This window comes from Gorillibacterium sp. sgz306347, assembly GCF_059735245.1.
The window spans coordinates 13,593-39,263 of the sequence record NZ_JCAPET010000015.1; the positions used below are offsets into that span (position 1 = coordinate 13,593).

Genomic DNA, 25,671 nt, shown 5'->3' on the forward strand with positions numbered 1-25,671 from the left:
CCATCCTCTCTTCACATAGGCTAAGCACAACTGATAACATGTCTATGTGGGAACTTGGACCGTTATGCAGACGAGTTCCGGCTTGGCCCTCCGCCCGGACAGGGGGGGCGGCTAGACGGCCAGACGGCCCTTCCGTTCGGCCAGACCGATTACGGCCTCGACGCCGGCATTGAATGCGAGAAAATCGCTTTCCATTCCATCGCTGAAAATCACGCCGTCCTCCGGCATCTGCGATTCGATGCGCAGCGGACGGTTTTCGCCGATCCGGCCGAACACGAGGCCGGCCGCGGTGGTGCGGCTCGGAAACGGCTCCCGCACGGTAAAATACAGCTGCGGCGCGTCCCAGGCAACCCCCGGCTGTCCCGCACGCTCCACTCCGCCGCCGTTCCCTCGGTCCCGTCCGGGCATCTCCACCGCTTCGCCCGCCACCAGCTCCGGCGATAGTGTCAGCGGCCGCCGCGTCGCTCCGCCGACGATGCCGGCCGCGCCCGCCAGCACGCTTTTGAGCCACCCGGTCGCGCCGAGGCCGGTGGACACGATCACGCCGCTTGACGACTGCTGCTCCACATGGTCCTCCAAACGAAGGCGATACCGCGCCGACACATGCGTTTTGCGCCCGATAAACAGGTCGTTCACCGCATACAAGCATTGGCCGTCGTTCAGCTCGGCTTTCGCCAGCGTCACCTCGCGGACCTGCCGGCGGCCGCCCAAAACCTCCGGCACCACCTTGCACAAATCCCTCACGGTAAAGGGAAGCAGGACCCCGTCCCACCGCCCCGGGTCCGGGTTCACGCCGATCAGAGGCCGCTCGCCCGCGTATTTCAGCGTATTGGCCACCAGACCGTCCTGTCCCAGCACGACCACCGTGTCGTCGGGCCCGAAAAGAAAATTCGGCACATGCTCCCGGTCCAGCACCTGCACCCTTCCGAACGGATGCAGCGCTTCGGCCGCCTCCCTCACCGCCTGGCGGTAGACGGCGTCCTCCGCTTGATAATCGCCAAAGTCCGCCCCAAGGCGCTCCAGATAAAACTTCGCCTGCTGCACGGTGTTGTAGCGCACCATCAGCTCCTCAAGCCGCGTCCGCCGCTTGATCAGCACCAGCTTGCGGTCCGGGCCCGCCCCAGCCGCCCCGTTCATCGCGCGCCTCCGGTCTTCGTCCGGCCGCCGCTGCCTGCATCTCCGTTAAGCAGGCCTTGCAGCAAATCCGGCGTAATGGTCAGCTGGCCGATTTTCGCCGCGTTTTCGGCCAGCCCCTGAAACGCGATGGCGATCAGTTTGTCCGGAGCCATTCCCAGGTTGGCCATCGCCTGCAGCACATTCGGCTCGACCTCGCGCAGCGCGCCCATGACCGCAGCCAGCTCGTAAGCCTTGCCTTCCGCCTCGGCCTTGCGGCCCGCGACCGAAAGCTCGATCAGCGCCCGCCGCTGCTCCTCCAGCTCCGTGTCAAAGCGAAGCTGCTCCTCCAGCATCTCATTCTGCTTCCGGTTCGCAGCCCGCTCCGCGTCCAGCTGCGCCTCGCGGATTTGCCGGCGCTTGGCCTCGACGGCCAGCTCCGTGTTCAGCTCGTTCTCCTTGACCCGCCGTTCCTGCTCGATCGAAGCGTTGCGCCGTTCGTACAGCGCGTTATCGGCGCTGCGGAGGATGTCCTCCCGGGCCTCCGCTTCAAGCGCCCGGGCCGTCTCCTTGTTGGGCTGCACCGCCAGAATGGAGAAGCCCATCAGCTCGACGCCCAGCTTGGCCAGCTCCTCGTTCCGCGCCAGCTCTTCCCCGACCGCGTGCGCCAGACGCTCCCCTGCCTGAATCGCCTCCCGCAGCGGCATCCGCTCCAGATGCTTTTTGGCCTGCACCATGGCGATCTGGATCAGGCGCTGCGGCAGCTTGCCCGGATCGTCCGAGAGGTACTGATTCTTTTTCAGGCTGTAGGTATAATTGAGCATCTGGGCGATCTTCCGGTAATCCGCGACCCGGCAGGTCAGCTGTCCCTGCACCGTAACGGTCTGATAATCGCTCGTCATCTCCTGGTACATAAACGGCACATCGAGCGAGGAAACCGGGACGACGACAACCGAGGTTGTGGGCTCGTAATAGAAAAAGGACAACCCGATGCCTTCCCGCACTACCTTGCCGCTCCGCATTTTCATGACGTATTCGCTGGGTTGAAATTTCACAAACCGAAATCCGAACATGCTCATTCCTCGCTTTCCGAATTTTATATTATCAATTTGATTATATCGTTATGATACTAATAAATTTTTATAATGTCAATACGACAATTTAAATTTCCGCTTCCATCCCCTGTCAAAAGGGACCCCTTCCTCTTTCCGTGAGTTATGCTTCAAGTTCCTATATAAATGAAACGGCTGCCGCCGGGACAGAAACCCGGCAGCAGCCGTTTCTATTTTCAAGGCAGCGGAAGCGATTTTTCGCATAGTCGTCTCCTTGTCATCATCAGTTGTGCGAAAATGGACATTTACAAGGCCTTCTCCCGGGCGTATAGTAATTTTGTATTTTCAAATATTCAGAGATAAAGATCATAAGGGGGAGGCGGCATGGAAGCAAACATTCAGCAGTTCAAAGCGGAATTTTTCAAGGCGCTGGCGCATCCGATGCGAATCCGCATCCTGGAAGTGCTGAGTCTGGGGCCGCATAACGTAAACGAGCTTCAAACGGTTCTCGGCTCCGAAGGCTCGGCAGTCTCCCAGCAGCTCGCCGTGCTGCGGGCCAAAAATCTAGTCAGCAGCGTCAAGGAAGGCACAACCGTCACGTATTCGCTCCGCGATCCGCTGATCAAGGACCTTCTGGCGGTGGCCAAGCGCATTTTCGACAATCATCTGGTGGACGCCATCTCGCTCCTCGAAGGAATGCGCAAGGAAAAGCAATAATCAGACAATCCAAGAAAAGAAGGGTTACGGATGAAGTGGAAGGATGAGCGGTTTGCCGGGTACCAGGCCGGCATGCTGCGCAAAGATTTGATTTCGGGCAGCATTGTCGGCATCATTGCCATCCCGCTCGGCATGGCGTTCGCTATCGCCTCGGGCGTCAAGCCGGAATACGGCATTTACACCACCATCGTCGCCGGGATTCTGATTTCGCTGTGCGGGGGCTCCCGGTTTCAGATCGGCGGCCCCACGGGGGCGTTTATTCCGATTCTGTTCGCGATTGTCGCCCAATACGGCTTTGAAAACCTGCTGATCGCCGGGTTTATGGCCGGCGTCATGCTGGTTCTGATGGGCGTGTTCAAGCTTGGCGCCCTCATCAAGTTCATTCCGCGCCCGGTGACCATCGGCTTTACGGCAGGGATCGCCGTCACCATTTTTGCGGGGCAAATCGGCAGCTTCCTCGGGCTCGCCGGCCTGAAGCGTCATGAAGCGTTTCTGCCCAATATGCGCGAGCTGGCGGTTCACCTTTCCTCGATCAACGGGTACAGCATTCTGACCGCCGGCATTTGCCTGGCCGCTCTTCTGCTCACGCCCCGCTACCTGCCGCGCGTGCCGGGCTCGCTCGTAGGGCTTCTCCTTTCCACGCTGGCCGCCGTCTGGCTGTACCCCGGCGAAGTGGCCACCATCGGTTCCGCTTACGGCGATATTCCCGCGAAGCTCCCCGGCTTCCACTTCCCCGCTCTTTCGTGGGAGCGGATGGAGTCCCTGCTGGCGCCCGCCTTCGTCATCGCCATGCTGGGCGCGATTGAGTCGCTGCTGTCCGCCGTCGTCGCCGACGGAATGACGGGCGACCGCCACAACAGCAACCGCGAGCTGATCGGGCAGGGCATCGCCAACATGGCCGCTCCGCTGTTCGGCGGCATTCCGGCCACCGGCGCCATCGCCCGCACCGCCACCAACATCAAAAACGGCGCCGCTTCCCCCTTGTCGGGGATCATACACGGGCTGGTCGTGCTGTTGGTTCTGGTGCTGTTCGCGCCCTATGCGTCGCGCATTCCGCTGGCGAGCATGGCTCCCGTTCTGATGATGGTCGCCTGGAATATGAGCGAACGCAAAGCGTTCGCCCACATCCTGAAAACCCGCACCGGAGACACCGTCATCCTGCTGATCACCTTTTTGCTGACCGTCTTTACGACCCTCACCACAGCCGTCGAGATCGGGCTGGCGATCGCCGTTCTGCTTTTTGTCAAGCACATGAGCGGGCTCGCCGCCGTCGACAAGGTGCTGCCCGACCCGAGCGCCGCCAGCGGGAAAGTAAAAGCCCACATGGTGACCGAAAATCACGATTGTCCGCAAATCGGCATTTACAGCATCGAAGGCCCGCTCTTTTTCGGGGCCGCATCCGCCTTCGAAAGCCGCTTCTTTGAGCAGGCGGAAGCCAGGTGCCTGATCCTCCGCATGGGAAAAGTGCCGTTCATCGACACAACGGGAGAGTCCAAGCTGTTCCGGTTCGTCACCCGGTTCCAAAAAGCCGGCGGTACCGTTCTGGTCGCGGACCTTCAGCCTCAGCCCAAACAAATGCTGATGAAAACGGGGCTCTGGAATCGGATCGGGGAGACGAACTTCTATGAGCGCACGGGAGACGCGCTGGCACGCGCCCTGAGCGCGCTCGACGCCGGCAAGTGCGCCGGCTGCCGGCACAACGCCTTCCGGGAATGCCAGGCGCTCTGCGGGGAAAAACAAGACGTTTCCTGACCCGGCGCCCCTCCATAAAAAAGTCCTTCGCTGCTTCCGGTCTGGAAGCGGCGAAGGACTTTTTTCATCATGCGGCCGCAGCTTTAAGCCATCAGGACTTCGACCCTACCGTTCAGTCTGTCATGAAAAGGGAAAGGAATCAGGCTTTCGTAACCAGCACAATATCGTCCACTTCGTTATCCGTAAGCTTCAGGTTAGTTTTGCCGTCCTCGCTTTTGCGGTACAGTCCCCAGTCGTCCCCGTTCAGGTAGAAAATACCCGAAACATCATCGATCGCCCAGTAAGAATCCCACTCTTCGCCGACCAGCTTTTTCACCGTCATATCGGCATTCACGAGATAGATGCCGTCAGCGGCCGACAGCAGGACGCCCCGCACTTTCCCGTTCGAGTACATGGGATTGAAGCCGTACGCGTTGCTCACCGGAAGCGTTTTGGTGGCGATGACCTTGTCGTTCTTCAGCACTTTTACATAAGCCTTGCCGTAGCCGTCCACAATGGCCACCTTGTCGGCGCCAAGATCGGCGGCGTCATACACGGCCCGGTCCAGAATGGCGATGGATTTGCCGCCCAGTTTCATGAGAAAGCCCTTGCCGGTGGTGTAGTCGCTGTCCTTGTTCTCATCCAGCTTGATGTCTTTGTTCCAAACGTAATACTTGTCCGTATACAGGCCGGAAGTGATTTCATTGTAATCCATCGGCAGCTTCAGGTTGACCGCCTTCGGATTGCCGCCCTTGCGGGGGATCGAATAGAACACCATGCAGTCGGTCGAATAAAACGTTTCTTCCGGTTTGGTGTTCACCAGGAAATTCACCGCCGCAGCGTCCGCCTTCACCAGTCTGCTGTCCTCCAAAGCGCCGGCAGCCAGCCACTGCACCTTTCCGCTGCCGTCGCGGGATTTCGCCGCGACCCAAGGCTTGCCGTTTTTCAGCGCGCTGTAGTAAACACGGCCGTCCACGACGGCAAACTCGGGATATTCGGTGTTGCCCGCATCGGCAATAAGCCGGGATTGCGAAGAAGCCGTCGCCGCCGGTGTCGCGCGGTACAGCTTGCCCTGGGCGGTCATGTAATACAGGAAGTTGTCGACCACTTCATAATACGCCACGTTTGTGGCAAACCGGGTCGGCTGCTCCACTACGCCCGCGCTGTTCGTCGGAATGCGCAGCAGGTCTCCCGGGAGCTCTTCGTCTTCAAAATACAGATAATTGCCCAGCACCATCACGTTGGTCCCGTAAAACTCGTCCAGCAGCTTCTCTTCTCTGGTTCCGTTGCCGAGCACCCGGTAAAGGCCGTCTTCGGAGGTGTAGTACACATAGGCTTCTTTAGCCGCAGCCGCGGCCGCCTCTGTCTTTGCCGGAGCAAGGGCCGCTCCGCCCAACAGCAGCGCAAGCGCCAGCACGGCGCACAGCGCTTGCTTCATCCATTGAAATTTGCTTTTCATGGTTTCTGTCATCCTCGCTTTCGCTCTCTGGTTGTAACGTTATGTTTCTTTTTTTGGATCCCTTTTCGGTTCATTATGTACGGAGAACTAGCCGAGACGCCCCCTCTCATCCGGTTTCAGGGTTTCCAAGTCTTCCCTTCTCTTATCGGTTTCCCGGCCCCGCGGAAAAAGCTGCTTCGTTCCCAATTTGAACGCTCTTCCGTGACCCTGGACCCAGTCGACGGCTTGCCTTGTCCCGATAAGAAACAGCCTTGAATCAAGGAACCTATCTCTCAAGACGGCCGCTTCCCCGAAGGAACGGCTGAGCCGATCGAGGAATCCAAACGGACCCCCGCATTTATTGTTTTTCAACCAAGAGGATGGCCTCAACCGGTTTTTTGGAAAGAACTTTCTTCTGTTTCCCGTCAACGCTAATCCAGTTCAACTGGCCGTATTCGTCTCCCGTCAAATAGAAGATCCCGGGAACGGCAGCTTCCATGTGATAGCTGAGCCAATTCGAGCCGATCAATTTTTTGAGCGTTGCGCCGGCAGCAAGGCTATAAACGCCATCCTCGGCGGCGATCAAAGTGGTTTTCGTTTTGCCGCCCGCCAGGTTGCTGTTCAGGTCAATCCCATCGCTTACCGCAAGCTGGACCGTTTTGACCACTTGGCCGTTCTTCAGCGTGCTGACATACGCGTCTCCGTTTGCGTCGAGAAAAGCCAACCGGTCGGCTCCGGCCTCGGCAATCGCCAGCACCGCGCTGTCATGCAGCGGGATGACGGTCCCGTTGGTCTTCAGCAGCGCGCCGGCTGCCTGTGCAAAAAGGCCCTCTTCGTTGTTCGGATCAAGCGATACACCGGGGTTGTGCAGGAAGTACGCCCCCGCCCATGCAGCGCCAAGGAGGGCGTTCGTTTCCAGCAGGGCGTTTCCGTTTACTGCCTTGCCGGCTCCGCCGCCGCTCGGGGCGGCATACAGGGCGACGGTCTCGGGATTTTCCTCTTGGGCCAGCGGGTCGGTGTCGACGATCAGATACAACGTCTTTTTGTCGAGTTCGGCATTCCAATCGAAAAACGCCCCCGTCGCAACACGCTGCTCCTTGCCGCTGCCGTCCGCTTTTCGGGAAACGACCGCAGACGACTTTCCGTCATTTCCGGCGTTGTAATACAGATAGCCCTGCCAGACGAGCATCAAGGCGTTTTCCGTGTCCCCTCCGGCGGCGATCTTCTTCCCATCCGTCGGCTTGGCCGCGTTGCCGGCAATCCGGTAAATGTCTCCGGCGCCCGTCAAGTAATACAAGTAGCCGTCCAGTCCGGAATGAATCAGGTGAACATTAGCCGCTATACGGACCGGTTTCTGCACTTTTCCGCTCTTGGGAACACGCCAAAGGTCGTCCCCGTCTTTCCCCGGCGCCTGGTAATACAGATAATTCCCGACCGCCACGGGGATATCGCCCGCGTAATCGTCTGCCAGCTTCTGCTCTTTGGTGCCGTCGCTTTGCACGCTGTACAGCGCCCCGTCTTCGGCCGTGAAGTAAACCGCCGCTTTGACAGGCGCGGCGGCCGCTCCCGCCGGGTGCGCAAGGGCGGCCCCTGCCAGCGTGACGAAGAGAAGCAGGCAGGTCCACCATTTCATTGTTTTTGCATATCCTTTTCCGAAAGCTTGGTCCATGCTCCGTGTCCACCTTTTCGTCATCAAAGTTCTACAACTGCGGTTCCACTTGCGCTTTTTTTCACATATGTACAACAACAAAACGCCAAGCTTCCGGTTCGTTCCTCCTTCCCAATCGGATTGCTTGTCCTCTCCCTCATATATCGGTAAATGGGAATCTTTTCTGTATACATCCGCGAGTTTCGGCCCAAAGAAAAAGAACTGCCCGCGAGTCGTTAGACCCGGCGGCACAGTTCTTCTCAAAACGCTTTTCTCTAAGACCTCAAATAAAGCACAATTCCGCCGATGATAACCGCCCAGATGACGGCTCCGGCCAATACTCCGTAAACGATCCCTCTGCCCGGCGCAACCGGGTCGCTGTGTTCCTCATCCCGTCGCATTTTCCAGGCACCTCCTTTAAAAGGACGTCTCCTGCTGTTTGAATGTTTCGGCATCTCTCTTCTCTATCCTTGCCTTTCTACTATATTTTAACCCGTCTTGCGGGAGAACCCTCCAAAAAGCTGGTGCCCGTGATAAAATAAAGAAAAAGGAAAAGTGAGGGACGCGAAAAATGTGGATTTTTGCGATTTTTGCGCTTGTTGTCATCGTCTTCATTTTAGTGGCATTTTCCCGCAGTGGCAACACCAACCAACGAACTTCCGGCAACCGGCCGACAGGACGCGACTCAACGATGCGGCAGCAGAGACCGACGCAAGGCAGTCCGCACAGGGGCATTCGCTCAAACGCGCACGCCAATCAAGGGTTCACGCCGGACCCGACAGGCGCATTCATCGCCGGAGCCATGATCGCAGGCTCCGACGCATCCAATGGAGAAGAGGAGCAAGAGCGGAACGGCGGCACGGAAGAGCAGGACCCGGAAGGCGGGAGCGGCGACTCCTACACCGGGGACGACAGTGATACGGGCGGCGATCCCGGAAGCGACTCCTCCGATAGCGGCAGCTCGGACAGCTGGAGCAGCGACGGGAACAGCTGGGATAGCGGTGGCGACAGCTGGGACAGCGGTGGCGGCAGCGATTGGGGCGGCGACAGCGGAGGCGGCTTCGATGGCGGCGGGGTTGACACAGGCGGAGGAGGAGGCGTGGATTGAACGTTAGGGTCGAGGATAACCCCGCTTAAGTTTATCCGCCTAGCGACTTTCACTTTCGCTGCGGCAGCCTATAAGATCCGCATTGGACATACAAAAAGAAACGGGAAGGCTCTCGGCCTCCCCGTTTTTAATACGCGTTTTTGTTCACCAAGCCCTTCCAAACCGTCTGTGAAATAATCCGAATATCGAAGAAAAAAGACCAATTTTCAATATAGTAAATATCGTACGAGATCCGGTCCCGAATGGACGTATCTCCGCGCAAGCCGTTGCTTTGCGCCCAGCCCGTCATGCCGGGCCGAATGTGATGCTTCACCATGTATTTCGGAATCTCTTCCTTAAACTGATCGACAAAATAAGGCCGTTCCGGCCGGGGGCCGACCACGCTCATATCTCCCATCAAAACATTAAAAAACTGCGGCAGCTCATCCAGGCTGGTGCGGCGCAAAAACGCGCCAAATCCGGTCCTTCGCGGATCGTTTTCCACCGTCCACTCCGTATCCGCCGTTTTCTGGTCCGAGTGCGCCATGGTGCGAAACTTGTACATAAAGAACGTGCGGCGGTTTAGCCCCACACGCTCCTGCTTAAAAAGAACAGGCCCCGGAGAAGTCAGCTTGATGCCGATCGCAATCGCCAGCATGACCGGAAAGGTCACCACCAGCGCAGCTCCCGAAAAAACAAGATCGAACGCTCTTTTTAAAATCCGGTTGTTCAAGTTGTCCAAAGGAATATCCCGGACGTTAATAAGCGGAAGCCCGGCAAAATTATCGAAATGCGGCCGCGCCGGCAAGTAGTTGAAAAAGTCGGGAATGATCATGGTCCGGACGCCGGCTTTCTCGCAGGTATTGATCAAGCGGCCAAACTTGTCGTGCGCATACAAGGGCAACGCGAGAACGACTTCGTCGATCATAACACTGCTCAAAATTTCGTCCAGTTCGGACAATCTTCCGAGAACGGGCTTGTAGTGCCGATGCGCGGCGTCATGCTCCGTTACCATATCATCGAGAAACCCGACCACTTCATACCCTAACTCAGGGTTCTGCTCCAAGCTTTTGTAAAACCGCCGCCCCAGGCTTCCCGCGCCGAGAATCAAAACAAACTGTTTGTTAAATCCTTTCCGGCGCATGTGGCGAAGCAGATGTTTGACCCACAGCCGATACAAAATGGTGCCAAAGATACTGAAAGCCGCAAAGAGAATCAAAAACTCCCGGGAGACGTCCAGTTCTTTTGCCACATACAAAAAGCTGAGCAGCAGCAGAAAGCCGACCGCATGAATTTGCAAAGCCTTCCAGGCTTCGAATGCGAACGTCTTCTTGCGTTTGGGCGAATAGAAATGCATGAAGAAGCCGACAGCTACAATAATGACGCCATAAGCAAAACCCCATTGGTAGTAACGCGAAAACGGCAGCCGTCCCGTCGATTCCACCTCGGCCCAAGCGGATTCGAATTTATAAAACCACGTAACCAGAAAGAAAAGCTGAATGATCAGAAAATCGCACAAAGCGTAAATTTTATACAGCAGGTGCTGATTTCTCCGAATCATGTCCGCTCCCCCTTCCCATACGTTTCATCTGGTTTTTGGCAAGCGCCGCTCCCAGCTTCACGGTTATTCCGGCGTACACCAGCCCATTCACCAGGAAAGAATAGCGCTCTGCGAAATGCTTGCGGTGAAACAGGTACATGGCGCGATGGAATTCATAGACGATCTTCACCGGTTTTCGCCGGCTGCTGGCCCCTTTGTAATGGACAATCTGCACGGCGGGATGATAATGAATGCCCCAACCGGCCTGCTTGATCCGGTAACACCAATCAATGTCCTCTCCGTACATGAAAAAGGTCTCATCCAGCATTCCGGCCTGCTCGATAGCGGTACGCCTGACAAGCATAAAAGCGCCCACCAGACAGTCAATCGGCTGCGATTCATCGGGATTCAGATGCCCCAGCTGATAGCCGTTAAAACGAGGATTGTCCGGGAAAAGCTTTGAAAAGCCGAAAGCATAATAGAAGGATGCCGCCGGAGTAGGAAAGCCCCGTTTGCAGGCTTTGTCCAAGCTTCCGTCCGGGAGCACAATTTTGCAGCCGCTCGCCCCGACATCCGGATGCTCCTCCATAAAGCGCAGCATGGCATCCAGCGTATTCGCAGGTACAATCGTGTCGGAATTAAGCAGCAGCACATAGCGTCCGGCCGCAAGCTTCATTCCCTGATTATTCGCCCGGGAAAAGCCGACATTTTCCGAATTCTCAATAACCCGCACCTGCGGATACCGTTCCTTCACGGCTGTAACCGTGCCGTCCGAAGAAGCGTTATCCACCAGAATAACCTCATAGGAATAGCCGGTCTCTGATTGAAAGACCGACTCGATGGCGTCAAGGGTTAACTTGATCGTATTGTAATTGACGATAATTATGCTCAGATCCATGTCATCACCTGTAAAAACTTGTAATCCTATTATACCATAGCTTCATTACTCGAAAAAAGAATAAGCGTTTTTATATTCACGAGAGTTTGCGGACTGCTCCTCTTCTCTCTTTCTTTGCCTGCGCAGTTGCGGAATCAAACGCAGCATTCGCCAATAGGATGGTATCAAATCCCGCTCTTTCAGCAGCAGGTAACCAAGCTGGGCCACTTCAAACGGAAGGATATGAATCAAATCCCGTAAAAAGCGGGAGCCTTTTTCATTCTTGAGAAGCATACGATACCGGTTTTCAAAGGAATGCCGCCTTACAAACAGAGGCCGCCGGGAGCGTCCTTCGCTTCCGGCTTTCCAGCCTCGTTCATGCGTCGCAGTCGCTCCGGGAACAAAGTAAGCCTTCCATCCTGCCAACCGCGCCCGCCAGGCAACATCGATATCTTCCTTATAGGCAAAAAAAGCCTCGTCAAAAAACTGCCCGTTCTGCTCAATTTCCGAAATCATCCGGCGGGCGTACAAGGCTGCCGCCCCGGAAACGCCAAACACTTCCGCCGGAATCATGTAACCCGATGCTTCTTCTCCCTGTCCCCGGTCAAAGGCGCGGCGTGACCGTTTCATGGTGAGACCGGCGCTGTCCACGATGCCTAACCGGGAAGCGGAAAGCAGCAGCCCGGTTAAATTGCCTGCCCGAGACTGCTGCTCCGCATATTCGACCAGGATATGAAGATAATCCGGATGCAAAATAACATCCGGATTCAACACCAGCACATAATCGCTGTCGGTCAGCGGCAAGGCCTGATTGTGCCCGGCAGCAAATCCCCTGTTCTCCTCATTGGCGATAATCTTCACCTGATCCGCATAGCGCTCCAGCACAGACAGGGTCTCATCGGAAGAATGATTATCCACCACAGTGATTTGCACAATAGGACAGGTTTGGTTTAACACAGCTTGCAAGCACGCCGAAATATCTTTTCCGCTGTTAAAAGTTACGATCTGTACACTAACCGTAGGCATGAGGCATCTCCCTCGGGTTATTACGCGTTGCCGCCAATCTTGTCTTCGGCGTCCTGAAGCTCCCGCAAAAAGGCCTGCAAGGCTTCCCGCCAAGGGCGCAAATCCTGAAGATGGTTTGTGCGGATAAAAGAATGATCCATGACGGAGTACTTGGGGCGCGGAGCCGGACGCGGAAATTGTTCCGTTGTACACGGTTCAACCTCAACCTTCAGCCCGCTCTCCTCGTAGATCGCCAGAGCAAACTCGTACCAGGAGCAGGTCCCGGTGTTGGAGGCATGATAGATGCCATATTTCTCCGTCTCCGCCAAGTCCGCCAAAAAGCGGCTTAAATCCACCGTGTAGGTGGGAGAACCAAACTGATCGGAGACGACGGAAACCCGGCCTTTCTCTTTTCCGAGCCTTAGCATCGTTTTCACGAAGTTTGCTCCGTGCAGTCCAAACACCCAGGAAGTACGAACAATGAAATAACGGGAACACAGCCCTTGTACAAGCGTTTCGCCGGCGCGTTTCGACTTCCCGTAAATGCTTTCGGGGTTCGTATGATCATACTCGTTATACGGTTTGTTGTCCCGGCCGTCAAAGACATAATCCGTGCTGATATAACACAGCTTCGCGCCAACCCGTTCCGCTGCCGCCGCTACATTCCGCGTTCCCACCGCATTGATGCGATAAGCACCGTCAACATCCGTCTCCGCCTGATCGACCGCGGTATAAGCGGCTGCGTGAATCACCACATCCGGCTGGAACGCTCCGATAACCGCCATGCAGGCATTCTGGTCCGTGATGTCCATTTCGTTCCGGTCCGTTCCCATCACTTCATGCGACGCACTTAAAAGCCGAACCAAATCCGTTCCGAGCTGCCCGCTCGCACCTGTCACCAAAACCTTCATTTGCCGGCCTCCGGGATTCCGTCTCCCTTTTCTCCCTGAAGCCGTTCTCCGTACTGCTGCTCATAATAATGCCGGTATTCTCCGCTGAGAATTCGCTGCCACCATTCCCGGTTGTCCAGATACCATTGAACCGTCGCTTTGATCCCCGACTCGAAATGATAACGCGGCTGCCAGCCAAGCTCGCGGGTGATTTTGCCGGCATCAATTCCGTAACGGCGGTCGTGCCCCGGACGATCTTGAACGTAGCGGATCAACGATTCCGGTTTCCCCAGCGCGGACAAAACGGTTTTAACAATCGTGATGTTCGTCCGCTCATTGTTGCCGCCGATATTGTAGACTTCCCCGTCCACCCCTTGATGCAAAACAAGATCGATCGCCCGGCAATGATCCTCCACATACAGCCAGTCGCGAATATTCAGTCCGTCCCCGTAAACGGGAAGTTCTTTGTCGGCCAAAGCATTCGCGATCATCAGCGGAATCAGTTTTTCCGGAAACTGAAAGGGACCATAATTGTTGGAGCAGCGGGTAATGCAGATCGGCATCCCGTACGTCTCCCGGTAAGCACGGGCCATCAAATCTCCGCCTGCTTTGCTGGCGGAATAAGGGCTGTTTGGCGCAAGCGGCGTTTCTTCCGTGAACAGTCCCGTTTCCCCAAGCGTGCCGTAAACTTCGTCCGTTGACACCTGCACAAACTTCTTCACGGTGTATTTTTTGGCGGCATCCAAGAGCACCTGCGTTCCAAGCACATTCGTCCGAACGAAGATATCCGGATTGGTAATGCTCCGATCCACATGGGATTCGGCGGCAAAATTGACCACAGCATCAAGCCCTTTGGCAAAAAGCGAATCAACGAATGCTTCGTCCGCAATATCGCCTTTTACAAAGGTGTGGCGGGGATTGCCGTCTACCGAACGCAAATTTTCCAAGTTGCCCGCATACGTCAACGCATCCAGATTCACAACCTCATAATCAGGATGCTCCTTCAGCAGATGCAAAACAAAGTTGCTTCCGATAAACCCGGCACCGCCGGTAACCAAAACCTTCATTCGTTTGCCGCTCCCATCCATACGATGATGACTTCGCTTTACAAGTGTGAATAACAAGATGACTCTGTATTATTCAAAATTAAATTCCGCATCCTTGAGCAAGGGATGTTTTTCGTCTTTGGCTGATAGAATCGGTTTTGTCACAGGCCAATCAATTCCCAGTGAAGGGTCGTTCCAAAGGATTCCTCGGTCATGCTCGGGAGAGTAATACCCATCGACCTTGTATTGCACTTCTGTGTTTGGGACCAATGTACAGAAGCCGTGGGCAAATCCCTTGGGAACCAAAAGCTGCCGTTTGTTGGACGCGCTAAGGATAAAGCCTTGCCACTTGCCAAAGGTGGGGGAGGACCGGCGAATGTCCACAATCACATCGTAAACGGCTCCTGCCGTCACGCGAATTAACTTTGTTTGAGCTTTAGGGTTCAGTTGGTAATGCAGCCCGCGAAGAATGCCCGTCTCAACCGACAGAGAATGGTTGTCTTGAACAAATTCGTAGTGCAAGCCTGCCTCGGCGAACAGCCTGGCATTGTAGCTCTCCACAAAAAAACCGCGGTGATCTCCGTGAACGACTGGTTCAACAAGATAAGCGTCTTTAAGTAAGGTAGCGTTTATATTCATAGAACCACCTTCATCCATTCTTTGGTCAAGTTCACTACAGCTTCAACTTTCCAAACTCTTCTCCCATTGCGATATCCTTCGCCAGTTCGTTCGCATAAGCCAAGGAAGCATGCGTTCCGGCGTCTGTCCACCAACCCTGTAGAATATCGTAACTCAACTCATTCTTTTCAATATATGCATTGTTAACATCCGTGATTTCCAGTTCGCCTCTCGCGGACGGCTTTAAGGTATCAATAATATCGAATACTCGCTCGTCAAACATATAAATTCCTGTAACGGCATAATTGCTTTTGGGTTCTGCGGGCTTCTCCTCAATTCCCACAATCCGGTCGCCGTCCAACTCGGGAACTCCGTACCGCTGCGGGTCTTCGACCTGCTGAATCAAAATTTTGGCTCCGGAAGGCTGTTCTTGATAACGTTGAACAAACGGCGCAATATCATCTTCAAATACATTGTCACCCAGAATAATGACCATCCGATCATGGCCTACAAATTGCTTTGCCAATCCGAGTGCTTGTGCAATTCCGCCTGCCTCATCCTGAACTTTGTAAGTAAAGCATGTGCCCATTTGCTTTCCGCTTCCCAGTAGATTCACCACATCGCCCATATGCTCTTTGCCGGTCACGATCAAAATGTCTTCAATCCCTGCTTGTTTGAGCTTATGTATCGAGTGAAAAATCATTGGATATTTCCCTACGGGCAGCAAATGCTTATTCGTCACTTTTGTCAATGGAAATAAGCGCGAGCCGGTTCCTCCGGCCAGGATTATGCCTTTCATGCGTAACCTCCCGTAATAGTCAATGGCTTATGGCTTTGGAGCATATTTTTTTGAAGCCACATTCCAAAGTGTTTTTAATAAGAGTATGTTTCCACGAAGCGGACTAATTTTGGTTGGTATTTTCCCTACGGGATAACTCCTGCTTACCGGAATTTCTTTTACCCGCAGACCAGTTTTTGGAGCTATTGCACTTATATAAGCCAACAACTCGTAAGTGTCGAACACTTTGCGAAAAGGCTGAACCTGGGGATGCAGCAATAACCTTTTGGAATGGGCACGAAAGCCGTTGGTTGTATCGGTGTAGCGAAAACCGCTAACGAGAGACAAAAAAGGGGCGTGGATCAGTTTAATCGCTAATTTACGGCTAAGCGGAGTATTTACCTCGCTTCCCCCTTTTACATATCGTGAGCCTTGAACAAAATCATACCCTTCCTCAAGCGTCTCAATAAATAACGAGATGCTTTCCACACTGTCCTTATTGTTTCCGTCCACCGTGATGACGCCCTCGTACCCCTGTTCCATGGCATAAGCAAACCCCATCCTTAGTTGAGCGCTAAGTTTGCCTTTGTCTTGTTTCGTTAATAGGGTACGTACTCCTTGAGCTGTCAGAAACTCCGGCTCTAAAGATCTGTCGGTGCTGCCTCCGTCCAAAATAAGGATATCTGCTGCGCTTGAAAGGAGGCTCATTTTTTGCAACTGCTTCTTAATTTTCTCTCCTTCATTAATAACAGGCACACACACACAATATTTCGTCCGTTTTTCTCTAAGTTCATGAACCGTGTGGCTTGGAATTTCCCATTGTTGTTTATCCATGGCCTTACTCCTTATAGAGACTGGATGCGAGGATTAAAGCCTTTTCTACTGCATCTGCATTCTTTTCCATGAGTCCGTTCTTCATCTCAATGGAAACCCAATGCCGATACCCGCATGTTTTCAAGCATTTGGCGATACGGCTGTGAATATCGAGGTGTGCGTCCCCGACTTGTCCCAGATAAGGCTCGCTTATGTGGAAGTGCGCCAGGTAAGGAAAGGCTGCCTCTATTGTTTGCTCAACCGGTTCTTCATTTAGAATCAACGTCCCGGTATCCATGTGCAGGCGGAAGCCCGGCTGATTTACCTCTTTTACAAGTTCTACGCCTTCAAGAGTTGTCGTGATAAAGTCGCAATTATACTGCACCGGATTCGGCTCTATACAGAAGACCACATTCTTCTCCTGGGCGATCTCTCCAACCTTCCGGAAAAACGGAATCGCAGCAGCAAAACTTTCTTCTTTACTCATGCCGCCTTTTTTCCTGTTTTTAGGAGAACCGTACACTAGAGCACGAATGCCCAATTTACTAGCCAACTCAATAATTTGTTCCAGGAACAGGAGAGTTTCTGTTCTTTTTAAGTCGCTTTCAAATAGGGTTAGTTCCGGTCGGTTAAAAAGCAGGGATTGCATAGCTGCCATTTGTATCTGCTGCGATTCCCAATTATGCTTATACTCGGAAATTTGGCTGTCAGGCTGACCAACCGGGGGATTCCACACTTTGGTCGGCGCTATTTCAATTCCATCTGCATGATACTTTTTTAAAAGCAAGGCGATATCATTGTCCTCGGCAAGATCCCAAGCGATATTCGAGATGGCTAGCTTCATACCACACCTTGTTGACGGCGGGCAAACTCGCGGATTTGCTCCAGGACTTGGTTTTTTGAGTACATATAGTCTCCCGATGAATTGTACAAAGAAGTGAACTTGCTCTTCATATCGTAGAAAACGGGTTCTTTTTCCGTAACGGTTTCAAAACCGAGCGCAAAGCTTCTTTCAGCTACTTCTCTAGCAATGACAGGCTCGGGTGCAAAGTTGATCAGCTTGACCCCGGCTTTTTGGGCAATTAAAATATCCTGCCACAATCGCGACATATCATAGAATTGAAATTTACTGTCCTTATGGGTAAGATGCAAGCAGTTAGTGTGGATCAAATCGTAAATAAAGTTCTTTTTCAAGCCTTCGCCAAACAGTCCCGGCAAACGGACAATTAACGCTTCCGGAAACCGCTCCCGAACGAATTGTTCCAAATAGTAGCGATGTTTGCCATAAGCGCTGTTAGCCTCCGGATCAATAATAACATCTTCATCTACATTCGAAGGTGTCGGATAAACATCCACGGTGGAAATTAGAATAAATTCTTTTGCCTCAACCTTTGATAAGGCATCCATTAATACCTTCAAATTGTCCAGATCCGCAGCGGGCTCCTGGTTGGCTTTCCATTTGACAGCGGGAGCTCCGGCACAAACAAGAAGATCAAACTGTTCGCCTTCTATGGTTCCTATATTTTTGGAATTGTAACATTTATTGAAGTCTCTTTGGGTCAGCAGTGTCGATCCTACGAATCCCGTATATCCAATCAATCCGTCCATAACCGTTCCTCCCTATTAGTTGTTTGTGGCCGCAACTTCTGCTTGCGCAATCTCGGCTTCGGCCAATTGAACATCCTTTTTCTCTTTAAACAGTTCTATCGATCGGGTACTATAGGTCGGCCGGTTTTGCGTCTCAATCAAGATTCTTGAAATATACTCGCCCATCACGGCAAAGATAAAAAACACTCCGGAAAATCCAATGCTGATCAAAATCATCAGCGTCGTCCAGCCCTCTACAACGCTTTTATTGAAAATAAATTGATACAAAGCATACCCTAACATAAATATCGAAAAAGCAAAAAAGGAAAAAGATAGATAATGAGAGATTTTTAAACCGAAATTGGAGAAAGAAACAATAACGTCAAAGGCCGTCTTGATGTTCTCCCGGTTAAATTTCTTGTTCTGTGCTTTTGCGGAAGGCGTATACATAACTCTTGTTCTAGCATAACCGGTAAAAGCATATAGGGCTTTACGATAACGAACTTTCTCTTTCAAGTTTAACATGCTGTTTAATGCTCTGCGCGTGACCAAGCGAATCCTTTCTGTCGAAAGGTCCATCTCCAGGTAGGAGAACCTGTTTACCAGCTTATAGAACCAACGCGAATTTCGGGAGACATATGTGGACGCAGCAGAGACAATATCGTATCCGCCGGTTGCCGTTTTATAGAGATTTGCAATTATCTCAAGCGGGTAATCAATAACGGTGGACTCGAATTCATAAACAAAGTCCCCCATCGATTTGTTTAAGCCAGCCATCATCGCATGCTCTACCCCATGCCTCCGGGACAAATTGATGATAACTACATTCCCTCTGAGCTGCTTGGCCACACTTCTTGCCTTGGTTAGCGTTGCGTCGGTACTGAAATCGTTAATTAAAACAATTTCAAAATTTTCGTAAGTTTCACTTAATACATGATCAACCTTCTTCAGAAAATCCTCCACAGTCGTTTCATCATTACAAGTATAAACGACTGCAGAAACAAATACATGTTCCTTCGGGGCTTTCATAAAAGAGCATCCTCCAAATCGTAAATGGTATTGAATTTACCCGAGAGTACTGAAATAAAAGACGGAGAGTCCGAAAATTTCCGGATAACGGTAGGCCGCGAATCATCCAACTCTGCCGCATTCATAATTGCCTTTACGGAGAACAACGATTCCTTATAAGAAATTTCGATTTCCGGAACCAAATACTTTTTGGTTAATTGATGCATTCTTGTCCAGGCTGTGTTCGGCTTGCTTGGACACAGGTTGCAATTCTGCAAGATTTTTGGCGTGCACGCCGGGTTAAACTTTTGACATTCATAGGTAGGCAACTTTTCATATGATGTATCATGCGGTGTGTGTCCTACTGACGTTAAGGAATGCGTTCCGCTCAAACCAAAAGGCATAACCGAGAAGAACGGGCCATCCATAACCGTGATCCCTACGTTCTCCAGTTTCGGGTTGACGTGAGTAAGAATAATTTCACAAATTTCATATTTTATATTAAACAATTCATACTGAAAACGGTCTAAAATCTGATTTACGCTGGCGTATGTTGAGTTAAGGATAGCGGACGTTTCTATCTTCAACCCATTATTAAACTCCAGGAAATAAGACCCGGAGCCGGTTTGCAGGTCTTCCAGTCTCATGTCATAGAACACATGAACATGGGGGAACTTCTTTAGTTCCTCCACAAACCATTTTCGAATGATGATGGCATCATAAGTATATTCCACTGTATCGAACGCAGCTTCAACCGCCCCTGGATTAAAATAAGGTCGGCTATTGATCTCCTCAGCCGGAATGTTAACAAATTCACAAAACCTCAAAAATTGATCTGCGTTTGTAAGCGAATCCGCGCTTGAGATGGCATATACCTTTTTAAACCTGCTATTTACTGCAAAGGAGAAGTCCTCGTTAAAGCGCTGATAATACTTGGCCGACTTGGCTGCAGTCGAGACACTCCGCGGATAATGATATCCGTTATGAACCCGGGCTTGATTGATGTAGCTTGCTCTCGTTAACGCCTCCCGGTCGAATTCGATCAGAGCAACCTTAAGCCCTTTTTCACCAAGAAACTTTGCCGCGAACAATCCATAAATACCGGCCCCAAAAATGAGATAGTCGTACTTTTCATACATGCATGTTCACCATACTCCTCATTTATTTGAAAATTATTATTGTGCCGATCAACAAAAATCCAACACCCACAATTTTGTATAACGACAACGATTCCTGAAAGAAAATGACGGACATTGCTACCACACCAAGGGTGGTTAAGGCTTGCGATACCGGGGAGATTCGACTCAGTTCTCCTCGAGAGATGGCAAGAATATAAAACAAAAAACTAATCCCATACGAAATAGCGCCTATCCATATATACGGAGAAGAGAAAATTTTCATAAGAACATTTGAAGAAAAACCGTCAAACCGTATCCCGCTTACACCATTTTTTAATAAATACTGAGCTCCGATATTAAAAACCATGGCGAGAATCAGTAAAGCTATTGTCATAAATGACCTCCATTGATTTAACAAACAAGGTAATTATAGCTTAATCATGATGTAGCAACAATGACTCATCGTAAATCATCAGCATTGGGGTTTGCCATTACGCGTATAGAAGCAGGAAATCGAAAAGACGTTAACGAAGACATCTGCTGTTTATTAACCGATACGTTAATCCATTGTCCTTTAGTGGCAACAGACTCTATCGTCATTTCTAATCCTGCGTCACAAATGATAATTAATCCTGACTTTAATAGAATACGGTTTACGATGGTATTGTCAAAAAGCAATGTGTTTCCTTCCCTCAATACTCCTGAATCCCAGTTCTCATCGGTAAAATTGCTAGTTGTCAATTTTGTATTTTTCAAATCTATAACGGCACTATATAATTGACTCTTGCTACTTGTCGCACTTTCGTTAAAGTAAACCTCTCCACCGTCAATCTTTTCGATATCCAAGTATATTCCGTCTTCTCCCTTCAATTTATCAACTCCATTTACAACCAACTGCTCGGAGACGACTGGATTAATATTAAACTTACTTGCCTCAATATCCTTATTTGTAATCAAATTGATGACTTCCATTTGTTGTAACTTACTATTATAAATAATCGCTGTTCTCCAAAGTTTGATTTGATTTGGCCATTCATTGCCTAATATCCAAACAACATTTGAAGACTCCCTGTGCTGACTCACATTTTCCAGCGTCTCTACACTTTCAACATTTCCATAAATGCCATGGTGAAGTGTCAAATTTGAATATCCACGCACGTTTCCGGACTCCATAAAAATGAAGTCTTCGTACTTTTGCATCTCTTTTTGAAATAATTGATTACTGGCTAGCTCTGGTAACGAGGAAACTCTATTTGAGTGTATGAATTGATAGGAAACCACAAGGATGCAAACGGCGAATATAAAAGTACATCCTCCATAAAAGAGGGAGCTCTTAACAAGACTTTTCATAGATGCCAGGAGAAATGTAAGTAAGGTGATTAGTAGAACGGATAATTTCAATCTGTCAAATGAATATGCGATAGCATGTTGTTTCATAATAATGTTTTCAAACAAGGGAAATATCATCGCTATTAATAAAATTATATTTTTTTTTGCAATTTGCATAAACTCTTGGCGAGAAGCAGCAAAGGAAAAAACAAGGAGAAAACAAAAAATGATCAAGATTATATATACTCCGAACGACTCCCAGTAACCTTTAAATAATTGGGAGAGTTCAACTGAAGAAGTAATATTCCTTGCGAAGAACCTCTGTTCCAGAGCTTCTAAAAACTTCCCCCATCCAAGAACGGTAGAAAAGGAAAAAAGAAAATACAACAGTGCCAATATAGAAGATACAAAAACAATTAGTGAAGGGTAAAAACTTGACTTTTTTCTAATAAACTGAATGAAAAGGAATACAAAAATAATAAAATTCCCCAAATACCCTGTCCACTCTGTAGAAATAGTGAGAAACGAGATGATGAAGAGCCAGATATACGTTGTAGGCTTTTCAGTCTTATTATAAATCTTTTCAAAAAGCAGAAGTTGTAAAACCCAAAAGAGTTGAAAGAGGGAATGCCCCCAATATATTGATCCATGGGAGAATAACCCCTCAATATTAAAAATATAAATGCCCCCTCCTATGCAACTGAGGACAATGGCTAAACGAGGAAAACCCTTTACTAAAATTTTCAGCAACAACCTGCTTAACACTACTGACGCCAAAAAGTGAATAATCAAATTAAAAAGTAGCAGGTTATCCAGATTCGATTGCAAATGAAACACACTAAAAAAAAGAAAGGGAACGACAAATCCCAGTGGAGGAAAGGATGTATAGAAGTAGTTTCCATTACCATCCTCTGCTGCAGCTCCCCACGGTATAAACTTGTCTGCTTCACCTCCTAAAGTGACAATCGGTAATAAACGATGAACATTGATCGGATTTTCTTTCATCGCTTCAATTGTAAAGAGAGCGTGATAAGAGGCATCAATATTTTGAATATCAATTTCCTCATTTGATATAGGGAGCCGCAGTAGAATTGAAAAGAAGAATAAAGCAGCAAGTAATATCGTAACGATCCAGCTTTTTTTGATTTCAGTAATATTCAATCTGCGACTCTCCTATTCGTTGGATTACCCTAAATCCAAACTACCGGGATTACAAATTATTTATCCAATTTGTTTAAACTCACCTTTGTTATCGCCAACTTATCGTTATAACCATCTATATCAAATCTGAGATGAGTGATCCCCTCCTTTACAAGCCAGGAAGGATGCGACCCCATTGGAAGAATTAGCGTTCCCTCCCGCGCGTTAAACTGGAATGATTGATCCTCGCTATATTCATCTCGCCCTTCTTCTTTCCAAAACACCTGACCTCTAAAATTTTGCTTGTTTCCGTTTGTCTCTACCTGCAAAACAAGAAAATCATATTTGGAGCCTTCTGCTGTTTGAGGTAGCTTCCATTCGAAGAAAGGATCACTTCCCGAGACCTTATAAAAGCCATCTGCTTCGCTTTGAAGATCATTTACTACCGCACCCTTTAATCCATCGTCTGTTAAAGCAAGGTTGTCATTACTAAATCGTTGGCTTAACTCTGACTCACTATTCCCCCAAGCCAGAGGAATGGCCATCAATTCTTTTTGGGCAAATATCCGAGAAATTTCTGATGTATTCTGTCCCGCTTCTTTTTCTGGGAGCCCCAGTTCGTTATAGCGATCATTTCGTAATAGGAGCTGAAAGCCATCTTTTTCATAGTACGTATAGTTATTAGAAGCAATAAAATATTTATACGTCCTATAAGATCTCAAGGAAGCAGTGCCCCCATCGTGTCGAATGCTATTGGGTCCCAATAGAGCAACAGGAGGAGGGTTTTCACTTATTTTATTTATCACTTTGGATTGCATTTCATAGTTTGCTGCCACAAAGTCGGCAGAATATGGGCTTGGTTCCTTAAGATCAAGATAATAGTACATAGCCGATTTATTTGTAAAATCGAAGTATGTCTCGCCTGGCTTAAGGATGTCATTCAAAGCAGTTCTAAACTGTGTAATCTCATTCAATTTCTCTGCCGGAATAAAGGTTTTTCCAATGTTGGGATAGTTATTGGTATCCTCAAAGAAAACCGCCTCCTGGGGTACAGCAATCGCCTCTACCGTTCTAAGAGGCAGCTTTTCAAAGTCAATGTAAATAAATGCAACTCGGTATGCTAGAAAAATCCCTAGTAAAGCTGCGCTTACTAATTTAAAGCGTTTGTTTGCCATATCCAAAATAACAACCAGCGGCAAAAAGTATCCAACCGCCATGAGCGAGGAGGATCCCGTTCTGCTTAGACTTCCTGGATCAATTCTCCCCATGCTGTAAGGCACTAAAATTAGCACATATAAAAAGCCGGCCAATGATAAGAATGCGATTTGCTTGGATTTCAACTTTTCACTTTCATTTAAATGGCTTTTCATTTGAGTTTTTACAAGATAATAGAGCAATATGATTGCGCTCGCTATCCAGCCGCCGGTCCTTAGTACTTCCCAAGAAAGGTATTCCAGGATCTGATTTGAAAACCAATGCGGAAACCACGCCGGGATGCTTTGCCCAACCTGTGTTAAGCCGATTCCGTACGCCACCGCATTCGCCGCACCATTTTCTCGTACAAACTGGATCAAGCCAATTATGCCGGGAAGAAGAAACACAATCAAAGCAATATGGACAATAACAGTCAAGACCAGTTGAAGAGGGTGTTGTTTATAAAGCTTTTGAAATTCTTTCTTTTTATAGGCTTGCACCAGCATATAGATCAAGACGGGTATAGTTGCGGCCGTTAATGCACCGCCGCTTGATGAATTATAAAAGCAATGCAAGAGCGAAAGCCATCCCCAAGCCAATATCCATTGGATAGGTTTCTTCAACAATGAAGGCATGAGAAGAATTATTAAAATCGGAAGGACCAAGGAATTTCTATCCGCAACCGGGAATGTTACAAGGCACAACAATAACGCCCACCCCGTGCCGAGGAAGCGACTCATAAGGTAACTGACCAGAATGGAAACCAGCACTGGGAGAGTGACTAATGCAAGAGGAAATGTAGCTCCATTGCCGCTGAACAAAAATTGATTAATTCCACCATAAACTAATCCCAGCAATCCTTGAACAGACACGAAATCAGTATACATCTGTTGTTTGAATTCCACGATTTGCTGCCAAGGAAGCATCAGTTCACCGAGGTGAAAATCATCATGCGCGAAAGGGCTGTAAGCAGGATTTCTATAGGCTAAAAAGCATGAGATAGAGAGAATGGATGGAACATAAATCAAAGTGGATAGCTTTATATCGTTATTGTTTTTTTTCAGCTTTAAAAGCTTGGACAAAATAACTATAATTCCGATTATCGATGCAGCAGCCAAAAGACCTTTTGTAAAGATTGGCAGCTCGGGCCGATAAAAGGTCAAGTTTTGTTGGTAAGTAAAATTTCCCATAATTAAAAATTGCAAGGGTAAAAATAGTTGTGAAACCCCTAAAAGCAATTTCCAAGAGTAATCCCTATTACGCTTGGATATTTTACTGACCACAAAAGCGATCAACAAAGAAAGAAGCAGCACTACTTTCGCCAACTTTTTAACCATAAAAATGTCATTAGCAAAAGAAGCAGGATTTATAAAGCGCAGAAAAATAATAAAACCTTGATAGGAAAAATATATAAAAACGATGAACAATACATAATAGCAGATGGTTTTAAAAACTTTATTTAGCTTTTCCTTCTCATTCCCATAAAAAGAATATAAGAAAAAGCATAAGCTTGATAAAATGGCCAATACAAAAATCTCTGTTTTGGGAATCGTCCCTGTAATAAACCACATTGTAAAAATATACGTAATCAATCCCGCAACAAACAATAAAACAAAATGACTGTTTACTTCAGGAACTTTTAACTTGGGTTCCTTGTTCACTATTCTATTAAACAAAGGGATTGTCAAAAGATACAAAACAATAAAGCAAGCAAAGAAAAACATAATGAATAAATAATCGGCACTTTTGTTATAGTCCACCCAAGTTATACTTCCAACAACAAAATCATCATAACTTTGATGGCCATACTTACGCAGCAAGTAGTATACCCCAAGTGATAATGAACCGCTTAATAAACCATTCACCAAAAAAGAAAGCCACAGAACATATAAATTTTTTGGAAGAATCCTTTGCTTTAACTTATTAATAAGCATACAAATCC

Annotated in this window: 23 protein-coding genes; 3 read left to right on the forward strand and 20 right to left on the reverse strand. The window is 49.4% G+C overall.

Features of this window, described 5'->3' with window-relative positions; translation table 11 throughout:
• Positions 1-111 precede the first annotated feature (111 nt).
• Together AC6I6H_RS10135 and AC6I6H_RS10140 are read right to left on the reverse strand one after the other, a co-directional pair.
• Positions 112-1,137, reverse strand: a complete 1,026-nt coding sequence (locus tag AC6I6H_RS10135; RefSeq protein WP_497953642.1) for an NAD(+)/NADH kinase — start codon at positions 1,135-1,137, stop codon at positions 112-114.
• Positions 1,134-2,186 carry an SPFH domain-containing protein gene (locus AC6I6H_RS10140; RefSeq protein ID WP_497953708.1) on the reverse strand — a complete coding sequence of 351 codons (1,053 nt, stop codon included), beginning with the start codon at positions 2,184-2,186 and terminating at the stop codon, positions 1,134-1,136. The genes AC6I6H_RS10135 and AC6I6H_RS10140 overlap by 4 nt, the downstream gene beginning before the upstream one ends.
• A 363-nt stretch (positions 2,187-2,549) precedes the next feature.
• Between AC6I6H_RS10140 and AC6I6H_RS10145 the strand changes: the two genes are divergently transcribed.
• Positions 2,550-2,882, forward strand: coding sequence for an ArsR/SmtB family transcription factor (locus AC6I6H_RS10145; RefSeq protein ID WP_497953643.1), 333 nt, complete (start codon positions 2,550-2,552; stop codon positions 2,880-2,882).
• Between the two features lie 30 nt (positions 2,883-2,912).
• On the forward strand, positions 2,913-4,634 hold the full coding sequence (locus AC6I6H_RS10150; protein WP_497953644.1) for a SulP family inorganic anion transporter: 1,722 nt from the start codon (positions 2,913-2,915) through the stop codon (positions 4,632-4,634).
• 139 nt (positions 4,635-4,773) lie between these two features.
• On the opposite strand, the gene AC6I6H_RS10155 is transcribed toward AC6I6H_RS10150, so the two are convergent.
• From AC6I6H_RS10155 to AC6I6H_RS10165, 3 genes are all read right to left on the reverse strand, one after another.
• The gene (locus AC6I6H_RS10155) at positions 4,774-6,072 is read right to left on the reverse strand and encodes a DUF5050 domain-containing protein (protein WP_497953645.1); all 1,299 of its coding nucleotides are present in this window, start codon (positions 6,070-6,072) and stop codon (positions 4,774-4,776) included.
• Between the two features lie 337 nt (positions 6,073-6,409).
• Positions 6,410-7,684, reverse strand: coding sequence for a DUF5050 domain-containing protein (locus AC6I6H_RS10160; RefSeq protein ID WP_497953646.1), 1,275 nt, complete (start codon positions 7,682-7,684; stop codon positions 6,410-6,412).
• Between the two features lie 290 nt (positions 7,685-7,974).
• Positions 7,975-8,100: a hypothetical protein gene (locus tag AC6I6H_RS10165; protein ID WP_497953647.1), complete on the reverse strand. Its 126-nt coding sequence runs from the start codon at positions 8,098-8,100 to the stop codon at positions 7,975-7,977.
• A gap of 290 nt (positions 8,101-8,390) precedes the next feature.
• Here AC6I6H_RS10165 and AC6I6H_RS10170 point away from each other — a divergent pair, with 290 nt between their 5' ends.
• Positions 8,391-8,807, forward strand: coding sequence for a hypothetical protein (locus AC6I6H_RS10170; RefSeq protein WP_497953648.1), 417 nt, complete (start codon positions 8,391-8,393; stop codon positions 8,805-8,807).
• A gap of 127 nt (positions 8,808-8,934) precedes the next feature.
• On the opposite strand, the gene AC6I6H_RS10175 is transcribed toward AC6I6H_RS10170, so the two are convergent.
• The 15 genes from AC6I6H_RS10175 to AC6I6H_RS10245 form a co-directional block, all read right to left on the reverse strand.
• The gene (locus tag AC6I6H_RS10175) at positions 8,935-10,347 is read right to left on the reverse strand and encodes an undecaprenyl-phosphate glucose phosphotransferase (RefSeq protein WP_497953649.1); all 1,413 of its coding nucleotides are present in this window, start codon (positions 10,345-10,347) and stop codon (positions 8,935-8,937) included.
• On the reverse strand, positions 10,316-11,224 hold the full coding sequence (locus AC6I6H_RS10180) for a glycosyltransferase family 2 protein (protein WP_497953650.1): 909 nt from the start codon (positions 11,222-11,224) through the stop codon (positions 10,316-10,318). Before AC6I6H_RS10180 ends, AC6I6H_RS10175 begins: the two co-directional genes overlap by 32 nt.
• A gap of 45 nt (positions 11,225-11,269) precedes the next feature.
• Positions 11,270-12,322, reverse strand: a complete 1,053-nt coding sequence (locus tag AC6I6H_RS10185) for a glycosyltransferase family 2 protein (RefSeq protein WP_497953651.1) — start codon at positions 12,320-12,322, stop codon at positions 11,270-11,272.
• The gene (rfbD, locus tag AC6I6H_RS10190; RefSeq protein WP_497953652.1) at positions 12,250-13,119 is read right to left on the reverse strand and encodes a dTDP-4-dehydrorhamnose reductase; all 870 of its coding nucleotides are present in this window, start codon (positions 13,117-13,119) and stop codon (positions 12,250-12,252) included. The genes AC6I6H_RS10185 and rfbD overlap by 73 nt, the downstream gene beginning before the upstream one ends.
• The gene (gene rfbB / locus AC6I6H_RS10195; protein ID WP_497953653.1) at positions 13,116-14,165 is read right to left on the reverse strand and encodes a dTDP-glucose 4,6-dehydratase; all 1,050 of its coding nucleotides are present in this window, start codon (positions 14,163-14,165) and stop codon (positions 13,116-13,118) included. Before rfbB ends, rfbD begins: the two co-directional genes overlap by 4 nt.
• 69 nt (positions 14,166-14,234) lie before the next feature.
• A complete protein-coding gene (rfbC, locus tag AC6I6H_RS10200) occupies positions 14,235-14,783 on the reverse strand; it encodes a dTDP-4-dehydrorhamnose 3,5-epimerase (protein ID WP_497953654.1) in 549 nt (182 codons plus the stop codon).
• Between the two features lie 34 nt (positions 14,784-14,817).
• Positions 14,818-15,561 (reverse strand): sugar phosphate nucleotidyltransferase, encoded by a 744-nt coding sequence (locus AC6I6H_RS10205; protein ID WP_497953655.1) that lies wholly within the window; start codon positions 15,559-15,561, stop codon positions 14,818-14,820.
• A gap of 27 nt (positions 15,562-15,588) precedes the next feature.
• The gene (locus AC6I6H_RS10210; RefSeq protein WP_497953656.1) at positions 15,589-16,374 is read right to left on the reverse strand and encodes a glycosyltransferase family 2 protein; all 786 of its coding nucleotides are present in this window, start codon (positions 16,372-16,374) and stop codon (positions 15,589-15,591) included.
• A 4-nt stretch (positions 16,375-16,378) separates the two neighbouring features.
• A complete protein-coding gene (locus AC6I6H_RS10215) occupies positions 16,379-17,197 on the reverse strand; it encodes a sugar phosphate isomerase/epimerase family protein (RefSeq protein WP_497953657.1) in 819 nt (272 codons plus the stop codon).
• The gene (locus AC6I6H_RS10220) at positions 17,194-17,961 is read right to left on the reverse strand and encodes an NAD-dependent epimerase/dehydratase family protein (RefSeq protein WP_497953658.1); all 768 of its coding nucleotides are present in this window, start codon (positions 17,959-17,961) and stop codon (positions 17,194-17,196) included. Before AC6I6H_RS10220 ends, AC6I6H_RS10215 begins: the two co-directional genes overlap by 4 nt.
• 15 nt (positions 17,962-17,976) lie before the next feature.
• A complete protein-coding gene (locus AC6I6H_RS10225; protein ID WP_497953659.1) occupies positions 17,977-18,969 on the reverse strand; it encodes a glycosyltransferase in 993 nt (330 codons plus the stop codon).
• A complete protein-coding gene (locus tag AC6I6H_RS10230; RefSeq protein ID WP_497953660.1) occupies positions 18,966-20,087 on the reverse strand; it encodes an FAD-dependent oxidoreductase in 1,122 nt (373 codons plus the stop codon). The genes AC6I6H_RS10225 and AC6I6H_RS10230 overlap by 4 nt, the downstream gene beginning before the upstream one ends.
• Positions 20,088-20,109: 22 nt before the next feature.
• Positions 20,110-20,460 carry an EamA family transporter gene (locus AC6I6H_RS10235; RefSeq protein ID WP_497953661.1) on the reverse strand — a complete coding sequence of 117 codons (351 nt, stop codon included), beginning with the start codon at positions 20,458-20,460 and terminating at the stop codon, positions 20,110-20,112.
• A gap of 65 nt (positions 20,461-20,525) precedes the next feature.
• The gene (locus AC6I6H_RS10240; protein WP_497953662.1) at positions 20,526-22,556 is read right to left on the reverse strand and encodes a hypothetical protein; all 2,031 of its coding nucleotides are present in this window, start codon (positions 22,554-22,556) and stop codon (positions 20,526-20,528) included.
• Positions 22,557-22,612: 56 nt separating this feature from the next.
• Positions 22,613-25,663, reverse strand: coding sequence for a hypothetical protein (locus tag AC6I6H_RS10245; protein WP_497953663.1), 3,051 nt, complete (start codon positions 25,661-25,663; stop codon positions 22,613-22,615).
• Positions 25,664-25,671: the final 8 nt, after the last annotated feature.